Source organism: Desulfovibrio intestinivivus (assembly GCF_053570665.1).
In genome coordinates this window covers 687,510-705,528 of record NZ_JBRBQT010000001.1, presented here as the reverse complement: position 1 = coordinate 705,528, position 18,019 = coordinate 687,510, and the positions used below count along the sequence as shown (strand labels likewise).

The window sequence follows — 18,019 nt, the reverse complement described above, 5'->3', positions numbered from 1 at the left end:
TCCTTACTCGGCGGCCTTTTCGGGTTGCTTATCCAGCGGCAGCCCGGCATCGGCCATGGCGTCGCGGTAGGTATCCTCGTACTCGGCGTAGGTGAAGTACTGCTTGGGCGGATTCCAGGGGTTGATGTGGCGCACACGGCGGGAATTGTTGGCCATGTTGCGCGTGGGGCTGAAAAACACGCCCGGCATGTGCATGAGCTTGGAGAAGGGGAAGTAAATCAGCAGTACGCAGACCAGAGTAAGGTGCGTGAAGAACAGGGCGTTGATGCCCGTGGTCGCCACAGGCGCAAAGTGGGTCAGGCCCATGACGAAAATTTTGACCTGGGCGATTTCGGTCTTGTCGAAATAGCGCAGGCAGATGCCGGTACCCACGATGCTGATGATCAGCCACAGGGGGAAGTAGTCGTTGGCAAGCGAAAGGTAGCGCAGGCGTTCGTTGAACAGGCGGCGTCCCAGAAGGAACAGCAGCGCTACCAGCAGCAGGCCGCCCGTCCAGAAGAAGCGGGGCGAGCCAAACTGCATGATGCCGTCAATGCTTTCCAGAAAGCGAATACAGGAAGGCACGGGTTCCATAAAGAAACGGAAGTGACGGATAAAAACCAGCAGAAAGCAGTAGTGGAACAGCAGGGCAAATACCCACAGCCACTTGGAGGAATAATAGATGGTGCGCGGCCCGTTGCTGACGGGATCAAATTCCCTTACTTCCGCAACCGTATTGCGGAACAGCGAACGGAAGCAGAACACTTCCAGAAACATGCGCTGCACAACACCCCAAGTTGTGCTGGGACAGTCGATTTTTGCCTGCTTGATGAAGTCAAGCGACTGCTCCTGCCCACCAGTGGTGGGGATGCAGAAGGGCACGGGCGATTTGGCCCAGTACACCATGCGCCAGACGACACCGGCGATGAACACGACTACTGCCACATAAGGCAGCGCCACGCCGAACAGGCCAGCAAGCCCTATGGCCGCTCCCGCCCAGGCGATGGCTCCTATGAGCAGCACCAGCAGTAATGAATTGAACATTCCCTACCTCACTTCCACTAAAGTTGCCTCAAAAGCCCACCACGGGATTTGAGAGATCTCTGGCCCGCATGCTGCAAAGCCCACGGTCAGGCCCTATGGCCTAATGAACGCGGAATGTCAGCGGTCGTCCCCAGAAGGAACGGTTCCGCTTTCCAGTTGTTGCGCCCAGCGCGCCAGTTGGGCGTGCTGGTTGCGTATTTCCGTAATGCGCGACTCAGCCAGAACTTCCCGGTCTTCCATATACATATCAAATGCCAGGAGCATCAGGCTGTCGATGCGCGATTCGGTTTCAAGGTAGGCCGCCAGGTCGTCCTGGGCCATGAGTTCAGGCATGACGTGTTGCCGCAGAAGAGGCTTCATGAGGCTGAACACAGCCAGGCCTTGGCTGGGGGAGAATTTTTGCACTGCTCGCAGCTTGATAAAGCGGTCCATAGCCTTGCGGGTCTGTGCCACTTCTACGGATTCGCCGGTAACTGCATCGTACACGGCCCCTGCGGCTTCCTTGGTCATGTTTGCTACCGGGTTGCCGAAGGGGTCGTCTTTTGTGCGAAGAAAACCTGTCGTTTCAAATGGATAAGTGTCGAATACGGAGTCTGTCCATAGACGCACCATCTCGCTTTTGTGTTTACGAAACACGTCGATTGCTTTCATTCTGTCCCCGTGCCCTTTTGTATAAGGCTCTCTCATATAAATAGTAAGCGCAAAGGGCGTCAAGCCCCTTTGCGCTTTTAAAACGCAAGGTTTGTCATTTTTTGCACAAGGCCCCGGTGGAGGCGATAAACCATGGCAGTTTAAGGCTGCGCCTGGACAGGCTAAATCGACCCGGGCAGCTCCTGCGCCGGAGGCAAAAAGAACTGGAGTCGACTTTGCCTAGGGGCAGGGCGTTGTGCCAGAACACTGACCAGCCACTTGCGGGTCAAGCGGCAAATCTGCACTGCTTGCTGCCGGAGGGGGAGTAGGAGCTTGCGGTAAAGAAGCCTGGCCTGCCTGCTGCTTGGTATTCTTTTTCAGCATGGCGGGCAAGCCGTGGTATTCAAAAAAGGGAACCGTCTGCGAACCGGCCATGAACACATGGGCCTTGTTGCGCAACATGCGCAGGCGCAGCAACAGCATATCAGGCGCGGTGGCGGCCATGACCGTTGGCGCGGTAATGTCTTTTGCCTTGGTCAGGGCTTCAGAAAGGCTTGCGCCGTTATCCATGAGGCGCAGCATGCGCGCAACGGTATGAATGTCGGCTTCATTTTCTGCCAGAGGGTAGAAGGCCACATCCACATGGCCGGAGAGCAGGGCGATGCCTTCCTGACAACTGGGGCAGGAAGGAGAAAAAAACATGCGTACGCTGGCTTCGTTGCTGTTGTCCGTGATGGCCCACACGTCCGCCTGGGTACGCAGGGCGGTACCGGCGTTGACGATAAATAGCAGAACCCAGAGAACCAGCAGAAAGGAGCGTCCCGGTTTGTCAGTGGGGAGGCCGGAGCGGCTGCGCTGCGCCGCCTGCCGAAAGCCAGCGTAGATCATGGCAAAAAAGCAGGCCACAATAAGGCAGCTCACGCAAGGGGCCGTGACCGCCATGAGCAGCAAGAGGCAGATATCACCCAGAAGGGCCAGACCCGCCAGAATCAGGCCCAATTGGGCAGCACCCATCAAGGCGGCTGCGGCAAGCAGCGTGAACATGACCCCGCCAGCCCACCAAAGCGATATGCCCGCAACTGACGTATCCTGAAACAGTGCGCAACCCGAAGTTACACACAGGTTCACTTCGTTGCCAAAGGCGCTCCAGATGCAGAAGGCCGCAGCCAGAACGGCCATGCTCAGAATGCCGGGAAATAATTGATGGGTTCGGTTCATAGGTACCTGTGGATGTAATAGCTTTTTGGCTTGTGCAGCAATAGCGCGACAGCCCGGTACTGACCATCATTAGGCCCGCCGAAACATGGGGCTGTAGCCGCGATTTCATGCAACTCGTTTCAGCTATAGGCTGTTTTTGCTTTTTCGTAAAGCGCGGTCCCATCTGTGGCTTGCTGCCCATTGCCGTAATGTGGGGCGGTGCGAAAGTATATTGCAAGGATGTGGCAAAAGCGTGCCGCATGCTCTTATTTCAGCATGCGCATGGCGAGGCAGGCAATATGTCGGCTAAAGGCAGCCTGTTGCGGCCAGAATTATTGAACGCATCGCGGGCTGGCGCGGTGCAAACAAAAGGACGCCCTTTCGGGCGTCCTCTCGTGTTGTGTTGCTGCGGTCAAGCTTACATGGTGGAGCCGGAGGCCGCACGCTGCATCTTGATTTCAACTTTTTCGGTCAGGCTGGCATAGTATTCGCGCAGGATGACGAGCACTTCAGCGCGGCCAAAGTGATCCGGCACTTCCGCGCCTTCGGAGAGCATCTTGCGCAGCTTGGTACCGGACAGGATGACGCGATCTTCCTTGGTGTGGGGGCAGGTGCGCATGCTGGCCATGCCGTCGCACTTTTTGCAGTAGAAGGTCCAGTCAATGTTCAGCGGTTCGCAGAGCAGGCGCTTGCCGTCTTCGGCGGGCACAGGAATCTTGCGGAAGATTTCCTGGGCTTCAAACATGCCGTAGAAGTCGCCCACGCCAGCGTGGTCGCGGCCAACCAGCAGGTTGTTGATGCCGTAGTTCTGGCGGAAGGTGGCGTGCAGCAGGGCTTCGCGGGGACCGGCATAACGCATGTCCAGGGGGTAGCCAGCCTGAATGACAAAGTCTTTCACGAAGTACTTGTCAACCAGGGTGTCGATGCACTTCACGCGCACTTCGGCGGGGATGTCGCCGGGCTTCAGGGAGCCCACGAGGGAGTGGATAACCACGCCGTCGCACACTTCCACGCCGATTTTGGCCAGGTATTCATGCGAGCGGTGCATGGGGTTGCGCAGCTGAAGAGCGGCAACCTTCTGCCAGCCGCGTTCGTCCATCTTGGCGCGCAGCTGAGCAGGGGTCATGTACACGCCGGGGAACTTTTCGGGGAATTCGCCCTGCGAAAGAACCTTAACGGTACCGGCAACGTTGAATTCGTTCTGCGCGAGAACCATCTTCACGCCGGGGTGGTCGTTGGGGGCCACTTCCCAGAACTTTTCGGAGTCAGGGCCGCAACCCTTGAACACCAGTTCGCATTCCAGCTTCTTGTCGGCTTCGGTCATTTCGTAGACTTCTTCGACCTTCATGGTAGCCATGATTTCGCCTTTGCGAACCAGGGCCACTTCTTCGCCGACCTTGAGGGTCTTGGCATCAGCAGCGGGAACATCAAGGGTGACAGGCACGGGCCAGAAGGTGCCGTCAGTAAGAGTCATCTTTTCGCAGACGCTCTTCCAGTTAGCCTTGTTCATGAAGCCGTTCAGAGGCGAGAAGCCGCCAATGCCCATCATGATCAGGTCGCCCTTGGCGCGGGAAGTAATCTCGATCTGCTTCAGGCCTGCGGCTTTTTTCTTCTCGTCATCCAGGGCCTTACCTTCCAGAAGGCAACAGACCAGACCCTTACCGCCATGAGGAGCTACCAGCTTGGACATTGCGAAATCCTCCGTGTTTTAGTTATGTGGGCATCCTTCCGTGGCCGCGTCGCCATGCGGAAGGGCAGCGTTCAATTCGCATCTTGTGAATAATCTAACAAAAAGTCAACTACCTCTTAAAACTTTTCCTGACTACTCGCCAAAAAAACCACAGCCACTGCGGGTAATACGGAAAATTCACAAAAACATATACGCTGAATCGCGCAAAAAGAGAAGGGGGATTCAGAATAAAAATGTGCCTGAACCCAAAAATACATGTGAAAGTGCGCTTTTTTTCGCAAAGTCTTTTGCTAGGCTATGTTGCGAGGACTGGCGCTATTGCTTGCGGGCAGCGAACTACGGCGAAAAACTGTCTGGCTGGATAGAAAATTGTTGACTGGGGGAAATTTTTCTCAACCCCAATGCCGAGGCCCGTGCCAAACCTGAATCAACAAAAAAAGGCGTGGATGCAGTATCCACGCCTTGCGGTCATCAATGTGAGGAAATCAGCCCCTAGAACGGAACATCGTCCATGTTGGAGGCTTCAGAGGGGAAGGCCGGGCCGAGATCTTCGTCCATGGGCTGGGGCTTGCGGCTGCCACCCTGGGGGGCATTGCCGTTCTGGCTGCGTGCGCTCGGGGCGCCCTGGCCGCCGCGCGGTGCATTGCCACGCGGAGCAGCTGAGGCAACGGGCGCGCCATAGTCATCTTCAAAGCCGCGGCCACCGCCGCCTTCACGGGGGGCGTCGCCGCCCTTGCGGTCGAGAAACTGCACACGCTGGGCCTTGATTTCTGTGGTATAGCGATCCTGTCCCTGCTGATCCTGCCATTTACGGGTTTGCAGGCTGCCTTCCACGTAGATCAGGCTGCCCTTGGCAAGAAAGTTGGCGCAGTTTTCCGCCTGGCGCTGAAAAACAGAAACACGGTGCCATTCTGTGCGATCCACCTTGTTGCCGTCACGGTCGGTGTAGGATTCGTCGGTGGCGACATTCAGGGTGGCAACGGGCGAACCGCTCTGTGTGTACCGCAGCTCGGGGTCGCGGCCCAACCGGCCAATAATCATTACTTTATTCAGCATTGTGATGCTCCAAGGTGGTATTCGAGTTTCAGACTCAGGCAACAAACGCCTTTTCGAGCTGATCCAGCACGTCTTCAAGGGCGTCGCTCAGCTTGTTGGCTTCGCGCGGCTGCCATTCGGCAAGGGCTGCTTCCAGCTCGGCCTTGAGCCTTGCGGCTTCAAGAATGCCGGGGCCAAGGGCCTTGCGGCGCGCTGGCGACCAGGGCAAAAATTGCAGTCCTTCATCCAGCGCCTTCACCATTTCAAGCACTCCGTGCTTTTCATGCTTGATGGGAACGCTGAAAGCCAGCTCCGTAAGTTTGGGCCAGAGTTTTTCCAGCAGGTCTTCGTTCCATGTAACGGCGCTAACGCGGATTTGCAGTGCATTGCCCATAGGTGCTCCCTTGGCGGCAGGCCGCCTTTGTGCGTGTTTGCCGCGCCCCGGTTCGCTGCTGATGGCAGCTTGTTCCGGAACGCGATCAGGGCTGGCAGGAGAGCCTAGTCTTTTTCAGTCCATTCGGTTTGTACACGCATGATAACTTCCTGAATGGCGGGAAGCTGATCCTGCGGGCATACGCCGATGAGGGGCGCTCCGGCGTCGATATTTTCGTTATAGGTGAAGTAGACGGCATAGATAACGCCCGCAGGCCCGGTATAGACCAGCGGCACCTCGCGCTTCATGCGCGACATGATGAGCAGTTCCATGCCTTCGCGCACGGCTACCGACTGTGAATCTGCCGCGCGGATTTTTTTGTCCACCTCAGGTGTGAAGTAGTACTTGGCCCGCTCGGGCGCAACAAAAAGATGCAGGGCTTTTTTGAGCAGGATGCGTTCCACCTCTGCGCGGGTGAGCATGTGCCGCACCACGGCAAGGGGAGTGCCTGCCTCAACAAAGGTACCTTCAAGCTCGGTGTGCAGAAGGCTGATCTCGCCCTTTTCATTGGCGCAGATGGATTTGGGGTTGCGTTCGCGCTCAAGCGTGGCAATGAGCGTCCCGGGCTTTTCTTTCCACTGGCCCTGCGGGCCAACCACCTTGTCGCCCTGTTTTATGCCCGCAAAGGTCACCTTGCCCGTATGGGGCGTGCTGATGACTATTTCGCGGTAGGGCGAAGCCTTTATTTCGTCCAGCAGTGCAGATATGTTTATCATGCTTGGGTCCGTTAACGTTATATATTGGCGACGCTCCGGCTGGTGGGGCTGCTGCCCCCAAACCTCCGGCTAATGGCGACCGGACTGTTCCCGGCCGCCGCGTCACTCGGAATACTTGTCGTTTTTCTACGCAGTGGGGCGCTATCTGTAATACAGGTTTCTGCCGCCAATGGTCAGCAGGGCCTGCTTGAGGTTGGCGCGCACTTCCCTTCTGTCCCAGATACCCTGAATGTGCCCGCGCGAAAGGGCGCGGTACGAGCGGTGGTACTTGGGCGGGATGTCCATGCCCGTGGTTTCCTTGATAACGCCCGGCCCGGCAAAGCCGATGTTGGACGAGCGCACCGCGAACTGGTAGGGCGAGCAGCCGAGGAAGCTGGCCACAGGGCCGGCAAAGGAATTGGTGTCGTACAGCACCATATACAGGCCGCCGGATTCAATGTAGCGGCGCACAGCCACGGTGCAGCGGGGCATCTGGATAACGCCGTGCGTACCTTCCTGAATGCGGATGCCAGCCGTGCCGTGCACATAGGCCAGGAAGGGATAGCGCTTCTTGGCGGCGCGCTGGGCGGCTTCCACAAACTTGTAGCCTTCCGCCGCGCCCACGGAGCCGCCCCGGAAGGTGCCCATGAGCATGGCCACGACCATCTTGGTATTGTCAATGCGGGCTTCAAAGGTCATGCAGCCGCTCTTGGCCCCGGTTTTCTTCTGCGCGTCAAGAATGCGGTCGCCGAAGTTGGGGAAATCAAGGGGGTTGCCCGCTTCAATCTCGCTGTTGAATTCAAAGACCGAGCCGAGGTCAAAGACGTTCTTCACATACCATTCCGGCTCCATGGGAAAGTGATAGCCGCAGTGGCTGCACACGCCCGCGAATTCGGCAAAGAGGTCAGGCCCCCACAGGTCAAGGCAGCCATAGGCGGCGCTGTTGGGGCAGGTGATGGCCCGGTCTGTCTTGTAGCGCGGCGAAATGTAGTTCCACCGGCTGCGGCGGCCATCGTCCGACCACGTGGACAGGGCTGTCAGTTCCTTGACCTTGCTGCTTTCGGCCTTGGCGCTGGGGAGCTTGCGGGTGAGCTTGTGCCAGGGGGCCAGCAGACGGCTCTTGAACACTTCCCACTCGTTGTCGATTTCTTCCATAAAGGTGCGGATGCGCATCTGGTGCTTGCGGTAGAAATCGTACTTGAAGCTGACCCACGGCTTGGTGAGCCAGTCCCAGGTGGCGACAGCCATCTTGGTAAAGAAGGGACGCCTGTCGCGCGCTGCCTGACGCGAGAGCCGCAGGAACTTTTGCTGGCGGCGTTCGCGCAGCCTGTCCTTGGCGGCGGAGGTCAGCCCCCAGCGGGTGTACATTTCGTCCAGGTTGGCATCGGGTTTGCGAACGCGGGCCAGGGCCAGCCCCTTGAGGCCGGGCATGGTACGCGTGGAGATCACTACCTCATCGGTGGCGCGCAGTACTTCCTGCCGCAGACTGCGGAAAAAGTCGAAGTGCCAGGGGCGCGCGCCCAGAGGCGGCTCCTGCACCACACGGTCGATGTAGCCGAACTTGAGGTTGTCCTGCGCGGTCATCTTGAGGTTATTGGCGCAGCTTTCAATCAGCTCGGGCGTGGCGCGCTGGCCAGCCTTGATACGGCCTTCAATGGCGGCGGCGCCTTCGGGTGAAATAACCGAATAGTAGCCGTGCGAGAGCATCAGGCGCTTGTCGGCAAGGCCGATGGCTTCCGCGCCGCCAGAACCGCCTTCGGAAATAACGGCGATAACGGGCACGCGCAGGCCTGCCATGCTGTAGATGTTGCGGGCGATCTGCTGCGCCGCGCCGGGGTAATCCTCAATGGGATACGAGCCAGGCGTGAAGATGTAGGTGTGGACAGGTATCCCTTCGGTCTCGGCTACGCGCATGTACTGCTGCGCCTTGGCGTTGCCCCAGGGCTTGACTGAGCCGCCGTTGCGGAATTCCGCGCCGTGCCCCTTTTCCTGCCCGATAACCATGACGGACTGGGTGTATACCTTTTTGCCCCGGCGGCGGGTAATAACCGCGCGGGCAATGAGCATGCTGGGGTCGAGGCTGTGCTCGTCCTGGCCGCCCACTTCGGTGAAATTGTCGTAGACGTTTTCAAGTATGTCGCGCAGGCAGATACGCTGGGCGTGGCGCACAATGCGCACCTTGTCCATGGGCGTGATGCTGCCCTCAAGGCGGCGTTCCACATAGTTGAAAAGGTCTTCTACCGTGGCAAGTTCGGCATAGGGATCTTCCACATTGCCGGAGCGGACGCGCGCAGTGAAGGCGGTCAGCTTTTCTTCAAGCAGGTCGGCGTTATCCTTGTGCTTGCCAGCGAATATGTCCACCAGATAGGTAAGTCTGTCGCGCAGACTCTGGATGCGTTTTTCGATGTTGTTGTCCATAGTATATTGGGGCCAGCTAGACTGGTTTTTTTAGGTAGGCGAAATCCCCGGAATTCCGGGCGGCCAATGGCTTGTCTGCCAGCATGCGTCCATACTGGGGGCGTAAGGTTTTTACCCCGGCCAGAGCGCTGGAGCTTCCGCAGTCTGCGGAAACCTGCGCCAGATGTGTGGACGGTGCCGTGCTCATGGGCTGATCCCCGTCAGAAGCGCAAAATGCGCTCTGTGTTGGCCGCAAGGAAGTTGACGTTGGACTTCAGCTCCTCGCCCGAGGCATTGTGGCCTTCCAGCCGCAGATCCCCAAGAAATTCAAGGCCGCGGGCCTTGGCTTCCTCAAGGTCTTTGCCCCAGATGATGGCAAGAGCCAGGTTGGGGTCAAACTCTGTGGGAATTTCGTAAGGCTCAGTTGTCGGTACATGGGTGAGCATGGTCAGCCAGGGCTGATCTTTCCATGCAAATTTTTCAATGCGGCCCACCCAGGGGGTGAAGTTGCTGTCCGGATCTTCGGCGATCAGGCGGTATTCAATGCCCAGACCTTCAAAGGTGATGTCCTTCTGCCCGTAGCCCAAAGGCTCGCCAAGGCCAATGCGGATCTGCTCGGCAATGAGGTCCACATCGCCCTTGCCGTTCACCCTTGAAATGCGTGCTGAAACGCCGTTTTCCACCTGAATGCGCGTGTTCACTTCCATCAGGAAAGGTTCACCCTTGCGGGTCACAATCCATTCCCATGTTCCCACATTGTCGTAGCCCACCTTGCGGGCCATGGTGAGGGAGTAGTCAACAATATCGCGCAGCACCTTGCCCGCATCAAAGGTGTACTTGAGTTCTTCGGGCGCAAAGCCCGGGGCGATCTCAATGCGCTTCTGGCGGCCAGTGGACTGGATGGAGCAGTTGCGGGTGCCGAAGTGTACGGGGTTATGCCCTGAGCGGTCAGAAACTACCTGTACTTCAAGGTGGTTGAAGTCTGTGATGCGCTGCTCGATGAGTACGCCTTCATCCTTGAACTGGCGCAAGGCGTAGCTGCGGATGCGGCGGTAGACCGAGCGGAACTGATCCGGGTCGTACACTTCCTCAATGCCCATGCCGCCGCCGCCAGCGGAAGCCTTGACCAGCACCAGCGGGCGCGTGATGCCCTGCTGATCCTGAAACTCGAACACGCTCTTGGCGATGCGTTCGGCTTCCATCTCGTCATAGATGGGGCGGTCGGAACCGGGAACGGTGGGCACGCCCAAACTGCGCGCAAGGCGTTTGGTGTTGATTTTGTCGCCCAGCTCGCGAATGATTTTCCACGAGGGACCGATGAAGATAAGTTTCCGGTCGCGTTTGGTCACGCGGCGTGCAAAACGAAAATCCTCGGCAAAAAAACCGTAGCCGGGGTGAACTGCTGTGCAGCCCGCCTCGTCGGCCACGGCCATAAGTTCGTTGGCGTCATGGTAAGACGACACGCGGTACAGGCTTTTTTCACCGCCTTGTTCACGCGCCAGGCGCACATGGCCCGATGCCGCGTCTTCAGCTGTGAAAATGGCGGTAAAGGCCACTCCAAGCTTGCGGCAGGCGCGCATGATGCGCATGGCTATCTCGCCACGGTTGGCCACCAGAATTTTGTGCTTTTGCAGGGGAATGCTGTCCTGAGCTTTGTCCAAGCCTGTCTCCCTCATTGAATTGCGCTTTTTTGTGTTGGTTTATGCCCGGCAAGGCCGCGATTGCCCATGAGGCAGAGCGGGCGTGTGCCGGAGTTTGGATTTGCATCGCGGGGTGTTACGGTTCTGTTTCGTTGCCCGCTCCCCCCTTGTGGGGTGTCGATTGGCGAGCTATACAGACTGTGCATCCGCACCTCTTACCCGCTTTTGGCGCGAAAATCCACTCGCGCAGGGGCTGTCCGGCACAAAAAGCCGCGCAGCGGCAAAGGAACGCGCGGCGCGGATTGCGGCCTGACAGCAGACCACTGAGCGTATTTTTCAGAAGGGGATTCTATGCAAAATTTTCAGGATGTCCAGCGCGCCGCAACGGCACTCCGTGACGCCATTCAGGCCGCGCAGGGGCCTCTGGCCTTGCCCTTGGGAGCGCGCAGGCTTGATCCCAAGGCCGCGCCCGATGCGGATGCACCTGTGGGCATTGTGCTGGGTACGGGGCTTTCTGCTCTGGCAGAAAAACTGCAAGACCGTGTTGTTGTTTCCTATACCGACTTGCCGGGTTTTCCCGCTTCCAGCGTGGAAGGGCATGCGGGCGCATTTGTATGGGGCCGGTTTGCCGGAGCGTGCGGCGAGGACGACTCCATCGGGCGCTATGCGCTCATCCAGCAGGGGCGCTGCCATCTTTATGAAGGACGCACCCCGGCTGAGGTCTGCATGGGTGTGCGGGTTATGGCGCTGATGGGCGTAAAAACCCTTATCATTACCAATGCGGCGGGCGGCCTGAACCCGCAGTTTGATGCTGGCGGCATCATGTGCATGAGCGACATCATCAACCAGACCGGGCATTCGCCCCTTACCGGAATCAATGTTGAGGAATGGGGGCCGCGCTTCCCCGACATGTGCGCGCCTCTGGACGCGGATTTGCGGGCGATGGCCATGGAAACCGCAGTAAAAATGGGTCTGCGGCTTGAGCGCGGCGTATACATTGGCGTGCATGGGCCGGAAATGGAAACGCCCGCAGAAACACGCATGTACCGCCAGTGGGGCGCCGATGCCGTGGGCATGAGCACCGTACTTGAGATCATTGCGGCACGTCATATGGGCATGCGTGTGCTTGGCCTTTCATGTTTGACCAATAAAAATTTACCTGACTGCATGACCCCGGCCCCCTTGGAAGAAATCCTCGCAGTGGCCGCTGTGGCGGGCAAAAATCTGGGTCGGCTCATCCGCGCGATGGTGACAAAACTCTGAAAAGTGCGTAAAAGCGCGGCCCGGACATCATTAAAGAACAAACAATACCGACTGCCGGTTTTTCCCCCTGCCTGCGTCGGCCGAACCCGGCGCTGAACTGGCGCAGCTTCGCTGCCAGTCGGAATCTCCCCCCGGCGGGGAACAAAACCGCACTACCTAGTGTTTTTTAAGGGCACAAAGCCATGCAGCACAATGAATCCCTTCGTAACGTCGCCATTATCGCCCACGTTGACCACGGCAAGACCACCCTTGTGGACGGTCTGTTCAAGCAGGGCGGCGTGTTCCGCGCCGACCAGCAGGTTGACGACCGCGTGATGGACAAAATGGATCTGGAACGCGAGCGCGGCATCACCATTGCCGCCAAGAACTGCGCCGTCAACTGGAAAGGGGTCAAGATCAACATCATTGACACCCCTGGCCACGCCGACTTTGGCGGCGAGGTGGAGCGTTCGCTCTCCATGGCTACCGGCGCAATCCTGCTGGTGGACTCCTCTGAAGGGCCGCTGCCGCAAACGCGTTTTGTGTTGCGCAAAACCCTTGAGGCCGGTCTGCCCGTGGTTGTGGTCATCAACAAGATTGACCGCAAGGACGCCCGTCCCCAGGAAGTGCTCAACGAAATTTACGACCTGTTCATCGATCTGGACGCCAACGAGCACCAGCTTGAATTCCCCGTGCTGTACGCCATTGGGCGCGCTGGCGTGGCCATGAACAACATTGACGACGAGCAGAAGGATCTTTCGCCTCTGTTCGATGCCATTGTTAAGTACATCCCCGGCCCCAGCCATGACCCCGAGCAGCCCTTCCAGATGCTGGTGGCCGACCTCGATTATTCCGACTATCTGGGCCGTCTGGCCGTGGGCCGCATCATGCACGGCACGGTCTATGCCAAGGAATCCCTGGCTTGCATTGGCGAGGATGGTCAGGCCAAGCCCCTGCGCGCCACCAAGCTTCAGGTGTATGATGGATTGCAGGTGGTGGAAGTGGAAAAGGCCCTGCCCGGTGATATCGTGGTTCTGGCAGGTATTGAAGATGTGACCATCGGCGATACCATCTGCACCCGCGACAATCCCCGCGCCATGCCCCGCATCCGCGTGGACGAACCCACCGTGGCCATGCGCTTTGGCATCAACAGCTCTCCCCTGGCCGGTCGCGAGGGCAAGATTGTGCAGAGCCGCGCCATCTATGACCGCCTGGTCAAGGAAACCCTGCGCAACGTGGCCGTGCGCGTGGAAAACACCGCTGACCGCGACGCATTCCTGGTCAAGGGCCGTGGCGAATTTCAGATGGCCATCCTTATCGAAACCATGCGCCGCGAAGGTTTTGAACTTTCCGTCGGCCGCCCCGAAGTTATTCTGCGCAAAGACGAAAACGGCAAGGTTATCGAACCCATCGAACGCCTGTACGTGGACTGCGACGAAGTGTTCATGGGTGTAGTGACTGACAAGCTGGCTCAGCGCAAGGGCCGCATGCTCAACTGCGTCAACAACGGCACAGGCCGTGTGCGCCTCGAATTCAGCGTGCCTTCGCGCGGCCTTATCGGCTACCGCGACGAGTTCCTCACCGATACCAAGGGTACCGGCATCATGAACTCCTATGTGGAAGGCTACGAAGAATGGCGCGGCGACTTCCCCACGCGTTACACGGGTTCCATCGTTGCCGACCGCGCTGGCGCTGGCGTGGCCTATGCCCTCTTTAACCTTGAGCCGCGCGGCGTTCTGTTTGTGGAACCCGGCGACCCGGTGTACGAGGGCATGATCGTGGGCGAGCACAACCGCGATAACGACATCGACGTGAACCCCACCAAGGAAAAGAAGCTCACCAACCTGCGCGCTTCGGGCAAGGATGAAAACGTCACCCTTACCCCGGTGAAAAAAATGACACTTGAACACGCCCTGCACTTTGTGCGCGAAGATGAGCTGGTGGAAGTCACGCCTCTTTCCATCCGTCTGCGCAAGGCCGAGCTTTCGGCCATGAAGCGCTACCAGACCGCAGGCAAGCGCAAGAACAACTAAGCATCAGCATCGCGAACGGCTTCCTGCCGTTCATTTAGATAGTTCACCCCCGCAGGGCCATGCCCTGCGGGGGTGTTGTTGTTTGCGCGGCGCACATGAATTTTTTGTAGGGGGGCAGGATTTTTTGCTATGATTGGCGATGCTCTTCAGGCAAATGCCCTTAAGTTTTTATTATGCAGTCGATAAGGTATGGTACGCTGCTCTGTACGCAGTACATATAATAATTTGATTATGTGTATTGAATACATGCTCAAATACAAAAAGATGAAATGTATTTGGCTGCCATTGATGAGTAGTGTACTAACAAATTTGCAGTTTGTTGCTTATCATTTTTAATAAGATAGGCCTATTGATGCGCAAAAATACTTCCTAAAAAGAAATCAGAGTATTATTGACTTTTATGCAAATTTTCCACAAGTTCTTTGCCCCCCCGCTTGAGGTTTGATACAGTTACTATAATTTGCAACGGATTATCAATAGTCCGTTTTTTAGCTCTGCGTTGCGGCGCCGAGAGAAAATCCGAGCGAGGTGATTGTGCGCGACCCCCATGCGTCCACGAAAGAGGCCGTTGAGCAGCTGATTCCCTTTATGCCTGATATCAGGCGGTGCCACACGGTGTTTTCTCAACTGGAACGGCAATGGACGTGGATTGCCCTCACAGGCAAGATCAACTGCAACGCCATTGCCGCCACCCTCTTTGATTTCATCTTCAAAACCCGTGATACTTTTGGCCTGCTGCGGCAGGACATGACCAACATGCTGGGCGAAAAACTGCTTGAAAAAGCCGTGCGCGAAATGTCGCCCGTGGCCCAGGTGGTTATGGACATCATCAAGCGCAATCTTTACGAGCGCACTGCGGACGTGAGCTTTCTGGCAACAGATGGCGAAATTGTGGGTTTTTTGCAGAGTGGCGCATGCGATGTGCCCACGCTGCGCGCCCGGCTTGCAGCCTACCGCTCCAAATACAGCGTGTACCGCGACATTATGGTGCTTGATCCTCAGGGCCGGGTGTGCGTGCAGCTTGATACCAAAAGGCCGGTGAGCGCCTCAAACGATCCGCTGGTCAGGCGGACGCTTGCCGCCCAGGAATATGTGGAAACATTTCGGCCCACAGACCTCGCCCCCGATGGCAGGTCGGCCCTTGTGTATTCCCATGCTATCCGGGCTGAAGGCGTCACCGAACCCTTGGGCGTGCTCTGCCTCGTCTTTGATATGGACGGCGAAACCGCAGACCTTTTTGCGGGCATGGCGCGGTTTGCGCAGGATATGGTCATTTTGCTGCTGGATGAAAAAGGCCAGGCTTTTGCCAGTAGCGATACACGGCTGGTTCCCGCTGGGCGCTCCTTTGCCCGCACTCCGGAGGACAGCTTTGCCGTGACCTCTTATGCCAGCAAGGCAACCTTGGCGGTTTCGCGTCCTTCAGAAGGCTATCAGGGCTATGTGGGACAGGCATGGCAAACCCACGTGCTGCGCAACGCGCAAAGCGCGTTTGCCAGCAAGACGGCAGAAGAGCTCGATGTTGCCCTCGTGCGGCGGGAGGCGGGCTTTTCCGCTCAGTTGACCAGCATTGAAGAACAGGCTGGCGATGTTATGGGCGACTTGACGCTGGCGGCGCTCAACGGGCAGATAATGGCCGCCCGTCAAAGCGGCAACGCGCGGGATGACGAACGCCACGCCGCCCAGGCCCTGCCACCCATCTTGGATGCGGTGCGCAAAATGAGCATCGAGATGGAGCATGAGTTCCATTATTTCACCAATGGCCTGCTGAAAACGGTTACGGCTTCGCGTTTGAACGATGCCTCGTTTCTGGCTTCCATCACCGTGGAAATAATGGATCGCAATCTGTATGAACGGGCCAACGACTGCCGCTGGTGGGCGCTGACGCCGGATTTTCGGCGTATCCTTGCCCAGCCGTCCATCAGCAGGGGCGACCTTTCACGGCTTGAGGATATTTTGGAATACATCAACAGCTATTATACGGTGTATTCCAACCTGTTTCTCTACGATGCGCGGGGAACTGTGGTGGCCTGTTCGCAGGCCGGGGAACGTGGCCTCTACGGGCAACAGATAGGCGAGGAGTATGTACGCCGCACGCTGTCGCTCAAGGATTCGGACGATTTTTCCGTCTCGCCCTTTCGCGCTACTGAGTTGTATCACCCCAAGGGCGCGACGCAACCCACCTATGTGTACAGCGCCCCCGTGTTTGCACCACAGGGGGGGCAGGCCGTTGGCGGCATAGGCATTGTTTTTGATTCCCTGCCGCAGTTTGCGGACATGCTGGGCGATACCCTGCCCAAGAATGGGGACGGCGAAGTGATCACCGGGGCAGCAAGCTTTTTTGCCGAAGCGGGCGGAACCGTTGTGGCCGCCAGCGAAGCCCACATGCATCCCGGCGAAAGCTGTCAGTTACAGCCCCAATGGCTGGCCCTTGGGCAGGGTGAATGCACCTCGCAGCTCGAATCTGTAGACGGTGTACTGTATGCCGTGGGCTGCGCGCGCTCGCGCGGCTACCGCGAATACAAGCGCGATGGGCGATACGTCAACGATGTGTTCTGCATTGTGCGGCTGCCAATTTAGAGCAGGAACATATGTATTCGTAACCTGAGCTAAAAGTTTTTTTGCCAACCAGACGCCGGAATTGTAAAAGCCCGCTGCCGTTCAAATGTCGAGCGGCGGCGGGCTTTGTGAGTAGCTGAACTCTGGCGCAGGTCAGGCTATGTGCTGTACCTTGCCTCGGCAGGTGATGGCGGGGCCGTCAAGGGAACTCATGGCATCCAGCAGCAGGGTGCGGTAGGTGCCCGTGCCGCCGCCCACGGCCCCCATATTTTCTGCGGCAATTTCCCCGGCTACGCCCATGGAGCACATGGCGCACAGGCAGGCCTGCGGCAGCTCAGCCGGGGCAGCGCCCACGCAGCAGCCCACCACGGCGGCGGTCATACAGCCTGCGCCGGTGATGCGGGTCATGAGCGGGTCGCCGTTGCTGACGGCCCAGGCCCCCTTGGGGTGGGCCACAATGTCGATGCGACCGCTTATGACGATAACCGCACCAGTGGCGGCGCACATGTCCATAGCCATGCGGGCCGAGGCGGCAAGGTTGTCTTCTGAAACGAGCGTGCCTTCATCGGCGTCAACGCCGCGCGCCGTGGCCTTGTCGCCAGCCAGAAAACGGATTTCAGAACTGTTGCCCTTGATGACGGCAAAGCGCACTTCCCGCATCAGGGTACGCAGTGTTTCGTTGCGCAGGCTGGAAGCGCCCGCGCCCACAGGGTCGAGCACAACGGGAATGTTCAGGGCATTGGCGCGCTTGCCCGCCGCCAGCATGGACGCCGCCGTGCGGGTATTGAGTGTGCCGATATTGAGAACCAGGGCCGAGCTGAGGCCCACAATCTGCTCCACTTCCGCCGCATCATCAGCCATGATGGGCGATCCCCCCGCAGCCAGAATGATATTTGCGCAGTCATTGACTGTCACATAGTTTGTAATGCTGTGCACCACGGGGCTTTGGCGGCGCACCATGTCGAGAATTTCCCCAAAGCATTCCATGCTCTGTCTCCCCCGGCCAGACCGGAAGCAATAGTAAAAAAGCGCAGGATAGAACGCGCTCAGACACCGCAGATGCCCACAGAAACGCAGTCCGTCCTAGGGCTTGATGTAGGCGAAGCCTTCGCGTTGCAGACGCACAATTTCCACAAGACCAGCGGGCACAACATCGCAGCCGGGCCAGATGTCGGCATGGTCGATCTTGTTGTCGGCCAGCGCGTTGGCGCACAGCAGAATGCGCAGACCCTGATCCTGCAGGGGGGCCGCAATGGCGCGGAATTCTTCATTGCCCTTGACGAACTGGGTGACGGCGGGGCCGTTGGCTACAACCACAATCTGAAAGCGTTCTTCGGGCAGGGCTTTGATATAGTTGGCCGCATTACGAAGAACAAGGCGCAGAATGGCGGGGTCCTTGCTGTCCATGTGCAGGCAGAGATCGTAATTCATACTTCTTCCTGTTGTTA

14 protein-coding genes are annotated in these 18,019 nt (G+C 58.0%); 3 read left to right on the top strand and 11 right to left on the bottom strand.

The features are described from left to right. Positions 1-3: 3 nt before the first annotated feature. The 9 genes from dsrM to ACUZ9P_RS03030 all read right to left on the bottom strand — a co-directional run bounded on the left by dsrM (position 4) and on the right by ACUZ9P_RS03030 (position 10,776). Positions 4-1,023, bottom strand: coding sequence for a sulfate reduction electron transfer complex DsrMKJOP subunit DsrM (dsrM, locus tag ACUZ9P_RS03070; RefSeq protein WP_022659762.1), 1,020 nt, complete (start codon positions 1,021-1,023; stop codon positions 4-6). 117 nt (positions 1,024-1,140) lie between these two features. Continuing rightward, a complete protein-coding gene (locus tag ACUZ9P_RS03065; RefSeq protein WP_449248604.1) occupies positions 1,141-1,674 on the bottom strand; it encodes an RsbRD N-terminal domain-containing protein in 534 nt (177 codons plus the stop codon). A 219-nt stretch (positions 1,675-1,893) separates the two neighbouring features. Then, on the bottom strand, positions 1,894-2,871 hold the full coding sequence (locus ACUZ9P_RS03060) for a hypothetical protein (RefSeq protein ID WP_449248603.1): 978 nt from the start codon (positions 2,869-2,871) through the stop codon (positions 1,894-1,896). A gap of 397 nt (positions 2,872-3,268) precedes the next feature. Then, the gene (gene sat / locus ACUZ9P_RS03055) at positions 3,269-4,540 is read right to left on the bottom strand and encodes a sulfate adenylyltransferase (protein ID WP_022659766.1); all 1,272 of its coding nucleotides are present in this window, start codon (positions 4,538-4,540) and stop codon (positions 3,269-3,271) included. 492 nt (positions 4,541-5,032) lie between these two features. After that, positions 5,033-5,596: a single-stranded DNA-binding protein gene (locus tag ACUZ9P_RS03050; protein ID WP_449248602.1), complete on the bottom strand. Its 564-nt coding sequence runs from the start codon at positions 5,594-5,596 to the stop codon at positions 5,033-5,035. Between the two features lie 34 nt (positions 5,597-5,630). Further along, on the bottom strand, positions 5,631-5,969 hold the full coding sequence (locus ACUZ9P_RS03045; RefSeq protein ID WP_298996012.1) for a hypothetical protein: 339 nt from the start codon (positions 5,967-5,969) through the stop codon (positions 5,631-5,633). Positions 5,970-6,073: 104 nt separating this feature from the next. Next, positions 6,074-6,724, bottom strand: coding sequence for a biotin attachment protein (locus ACUZ9P_RS03040; protein WP_209818207.1), 651 nt, complete (start codon positions 6,722-6,724; stop codon positions 6,074-6,076). Between the two features lie 141 nt (positions 6,725-6,865). Then, positions 6,866-9,121, bottom strand: coding sequence for an acetyl-CoA carboxylase carboxyl transferase subunit alpha/beta (locus ACUZ9P_RS03035; RefSeq protein ID WP_209818205.1), 2,256 nt, complete (start codon positions 9,119-9,121; stop codon positions 6,866-6,868). A 200-nt stretch (positions 9,122-9,321) separates the two neighbouring features. Then, complete coding sequence (locus ACUZ9P_RS03030) at positions 9,322-10,776, bottom strand: biotin carboxylase N-terminal domain-containing protein (protein ID WP_449248601.1); 1,455 nt, start codon at positions 10,774-10,776, stop codon at positions 9,322-9,324. Positions 10,777-11,091: 315 nt separating this feature from the next. On the opposite strand from ACUZ9P_RS03030, the gene ACUZ9P_RS03025 reads away from it, so the two are divergent. The 3 genes from ACUZ9P_RS03025 (at position 11,092) to ACUZ9P_RS03015 (ending at position 16,592) form a co-directional block, all read left to right on the top strand. Continuing rightward, on the top strand, positions 11,092-12,003 hold the full coding sequence (locus ACUZ9P_RS03025; protein WP_449248600.1) for a purine-nucleoside phosphorylase: 912 nt from the start codon (positions 11,092-11,094) through the stop codon (positions 12,001-12,003). Between the two features lie 182 nt (positions 12,004-12,185). Then, on the top strand, positions 12,186-14,015 hold the full coding sequence (typA, locus tag ACUZ9P_RS03020; RefSeq protein ID WP_449248599.1) for a translational GTPase TypA: 1,830 nt from the start codon (positions 12,186-12,188) through the stop codon (positions 14,013-14,015). Between the two features lie 534 nt (positions 14,016-14,549). Next, positions 14,550-16,592, top strand: coding sequence for a cache domain-containing protein (locus tag ACUZ9P_RS03015; protein WP_449248598.1), 2,043 nt, complete (start codon positions 14,550-14,552; stop codon positions 16,590-16,592). A gap of 132 nt (positions 16,593-16,724) precedes the next feature. On the opposite strand, the gene thiM is transcribed toward ACUZ9P_RS03015, so the two are convergent. After that, on the bottom strand, positions 16,725-17,558 hold the full coding sequence (thiM, locus tag ACUZ9P_RS03010; RefSeq protein ID WP_449248597.1) for a hydroxyethylthiazole kinase: 834 nt from the start codon (positions 17,556-17,558) through the stop codon (positions 16,725-16,727). Positions 17,559-17,654: 96 nt separating this feature from the next. Beyond that, positions 17,655-18,002, bottom strand: coding sequence for a DsrE family protein (locus ACUZ9P_RS03005; RefSeq protein ID WP_209818193.1), 348 nt, complete (start codon positions 18,000-18,002; stop codon positions 17,655-17,657). Positions 18,003-18,019: the final 17 nt, after the last annotated feature.

Bases quoted from the DNA above. Each gene is read 5' to 3' on its own strand.
- typA (WP_449248599.1), top strand. From the start codon at position 12,186: ATGCAGCACAATGAATCCCTTCGTAACGTCGCCATTATCGCCCACGTT.
- ACUZ9P_RS03065 (WP_449248604.1), bottom strand. From the start codon at position 1,674: ATGAAAGCAATCGACGTGTTTCGTAAACACAAAAGCGAGATGGTGCGT.
- ACUZ9P_RS03060 (WP_449248603.1), bottom strand. From the start codon at position 2,871: ATGAACCGAACCCATCAATTATTTCCCGGCATTCTGAGCATGGCCGTT.
- thiM (WP_449248597.1), bottom strand. From the start codon at position 17,558: ATGGAATGCTTTGGGGAAATTCTCGACATGGTGCGCCGCCAAAGCCCC.
- ACUZ9P_RS03045 (WP_298996012.1), bottom strand. From the start codon at position 5,969: ATGGGCAATGCACTGCAAATCCGCGTTAGCGCCGTTACATGGAACGAA.
- ACUZ9P_RS03005 (WP_209818193.1), bottom strand. From the start codon at position 18,002: ATGAATTACGATCTCTGCCTGCACATGGACAGCAAGGACCCCGCCATT.
- ACUZ9P_RS03050 (WP_449248602.1), bottom strand. From the start codon at position 5,596: ATGCTGAATAAAGTAATGATTATTGGCCGGTTGGGCCGCGACCCCGAG.
- dsrM (WP_022659762.1), bottom strand. From the start codon at position 1,023: ATGTTCAATTCATTACTGCTGGTGCTGCTCATAGGAGCCATCGCCTGG.
- ACUZ9P_RS03025 (WP_449248600.1), top strand. From the start codon at position 11,092: ATGCAAAATTTTCAGGATGTCCAGCGCGCCGCAACGGCACTCCGTGAC.
- ACUZ9P_RS03040 (WP_209818207.1), bottom strand. From the start codon at position 6,724: ATGATAAACATATCTGCACTGCTGGACGAAATAAAGGCTTCGCCCTAC.
- ACUZ9P_RS03035 (WP_209818205.1), bottom strand. From the start codon at position 9,121: ATGGACAACAACATCGAAAAACGCATCCAGAGTCTGCGCGACAGACTT.
- ACUZ9P_RS03030 (WP_449248601.1), bottom strand. From the start codon at position 10,776: ATGAGGGAGACAGGCTTGGACAAAGCTCAGGACAGCATTCCCCTGCAA.
- sat (WP_022659766.1), bottom strand. From the start codon at position 4,540: ATGTCCAAGCTGGTAGCTCCTCATGGCGGTAAGGGTCTGGTCTGTTGC.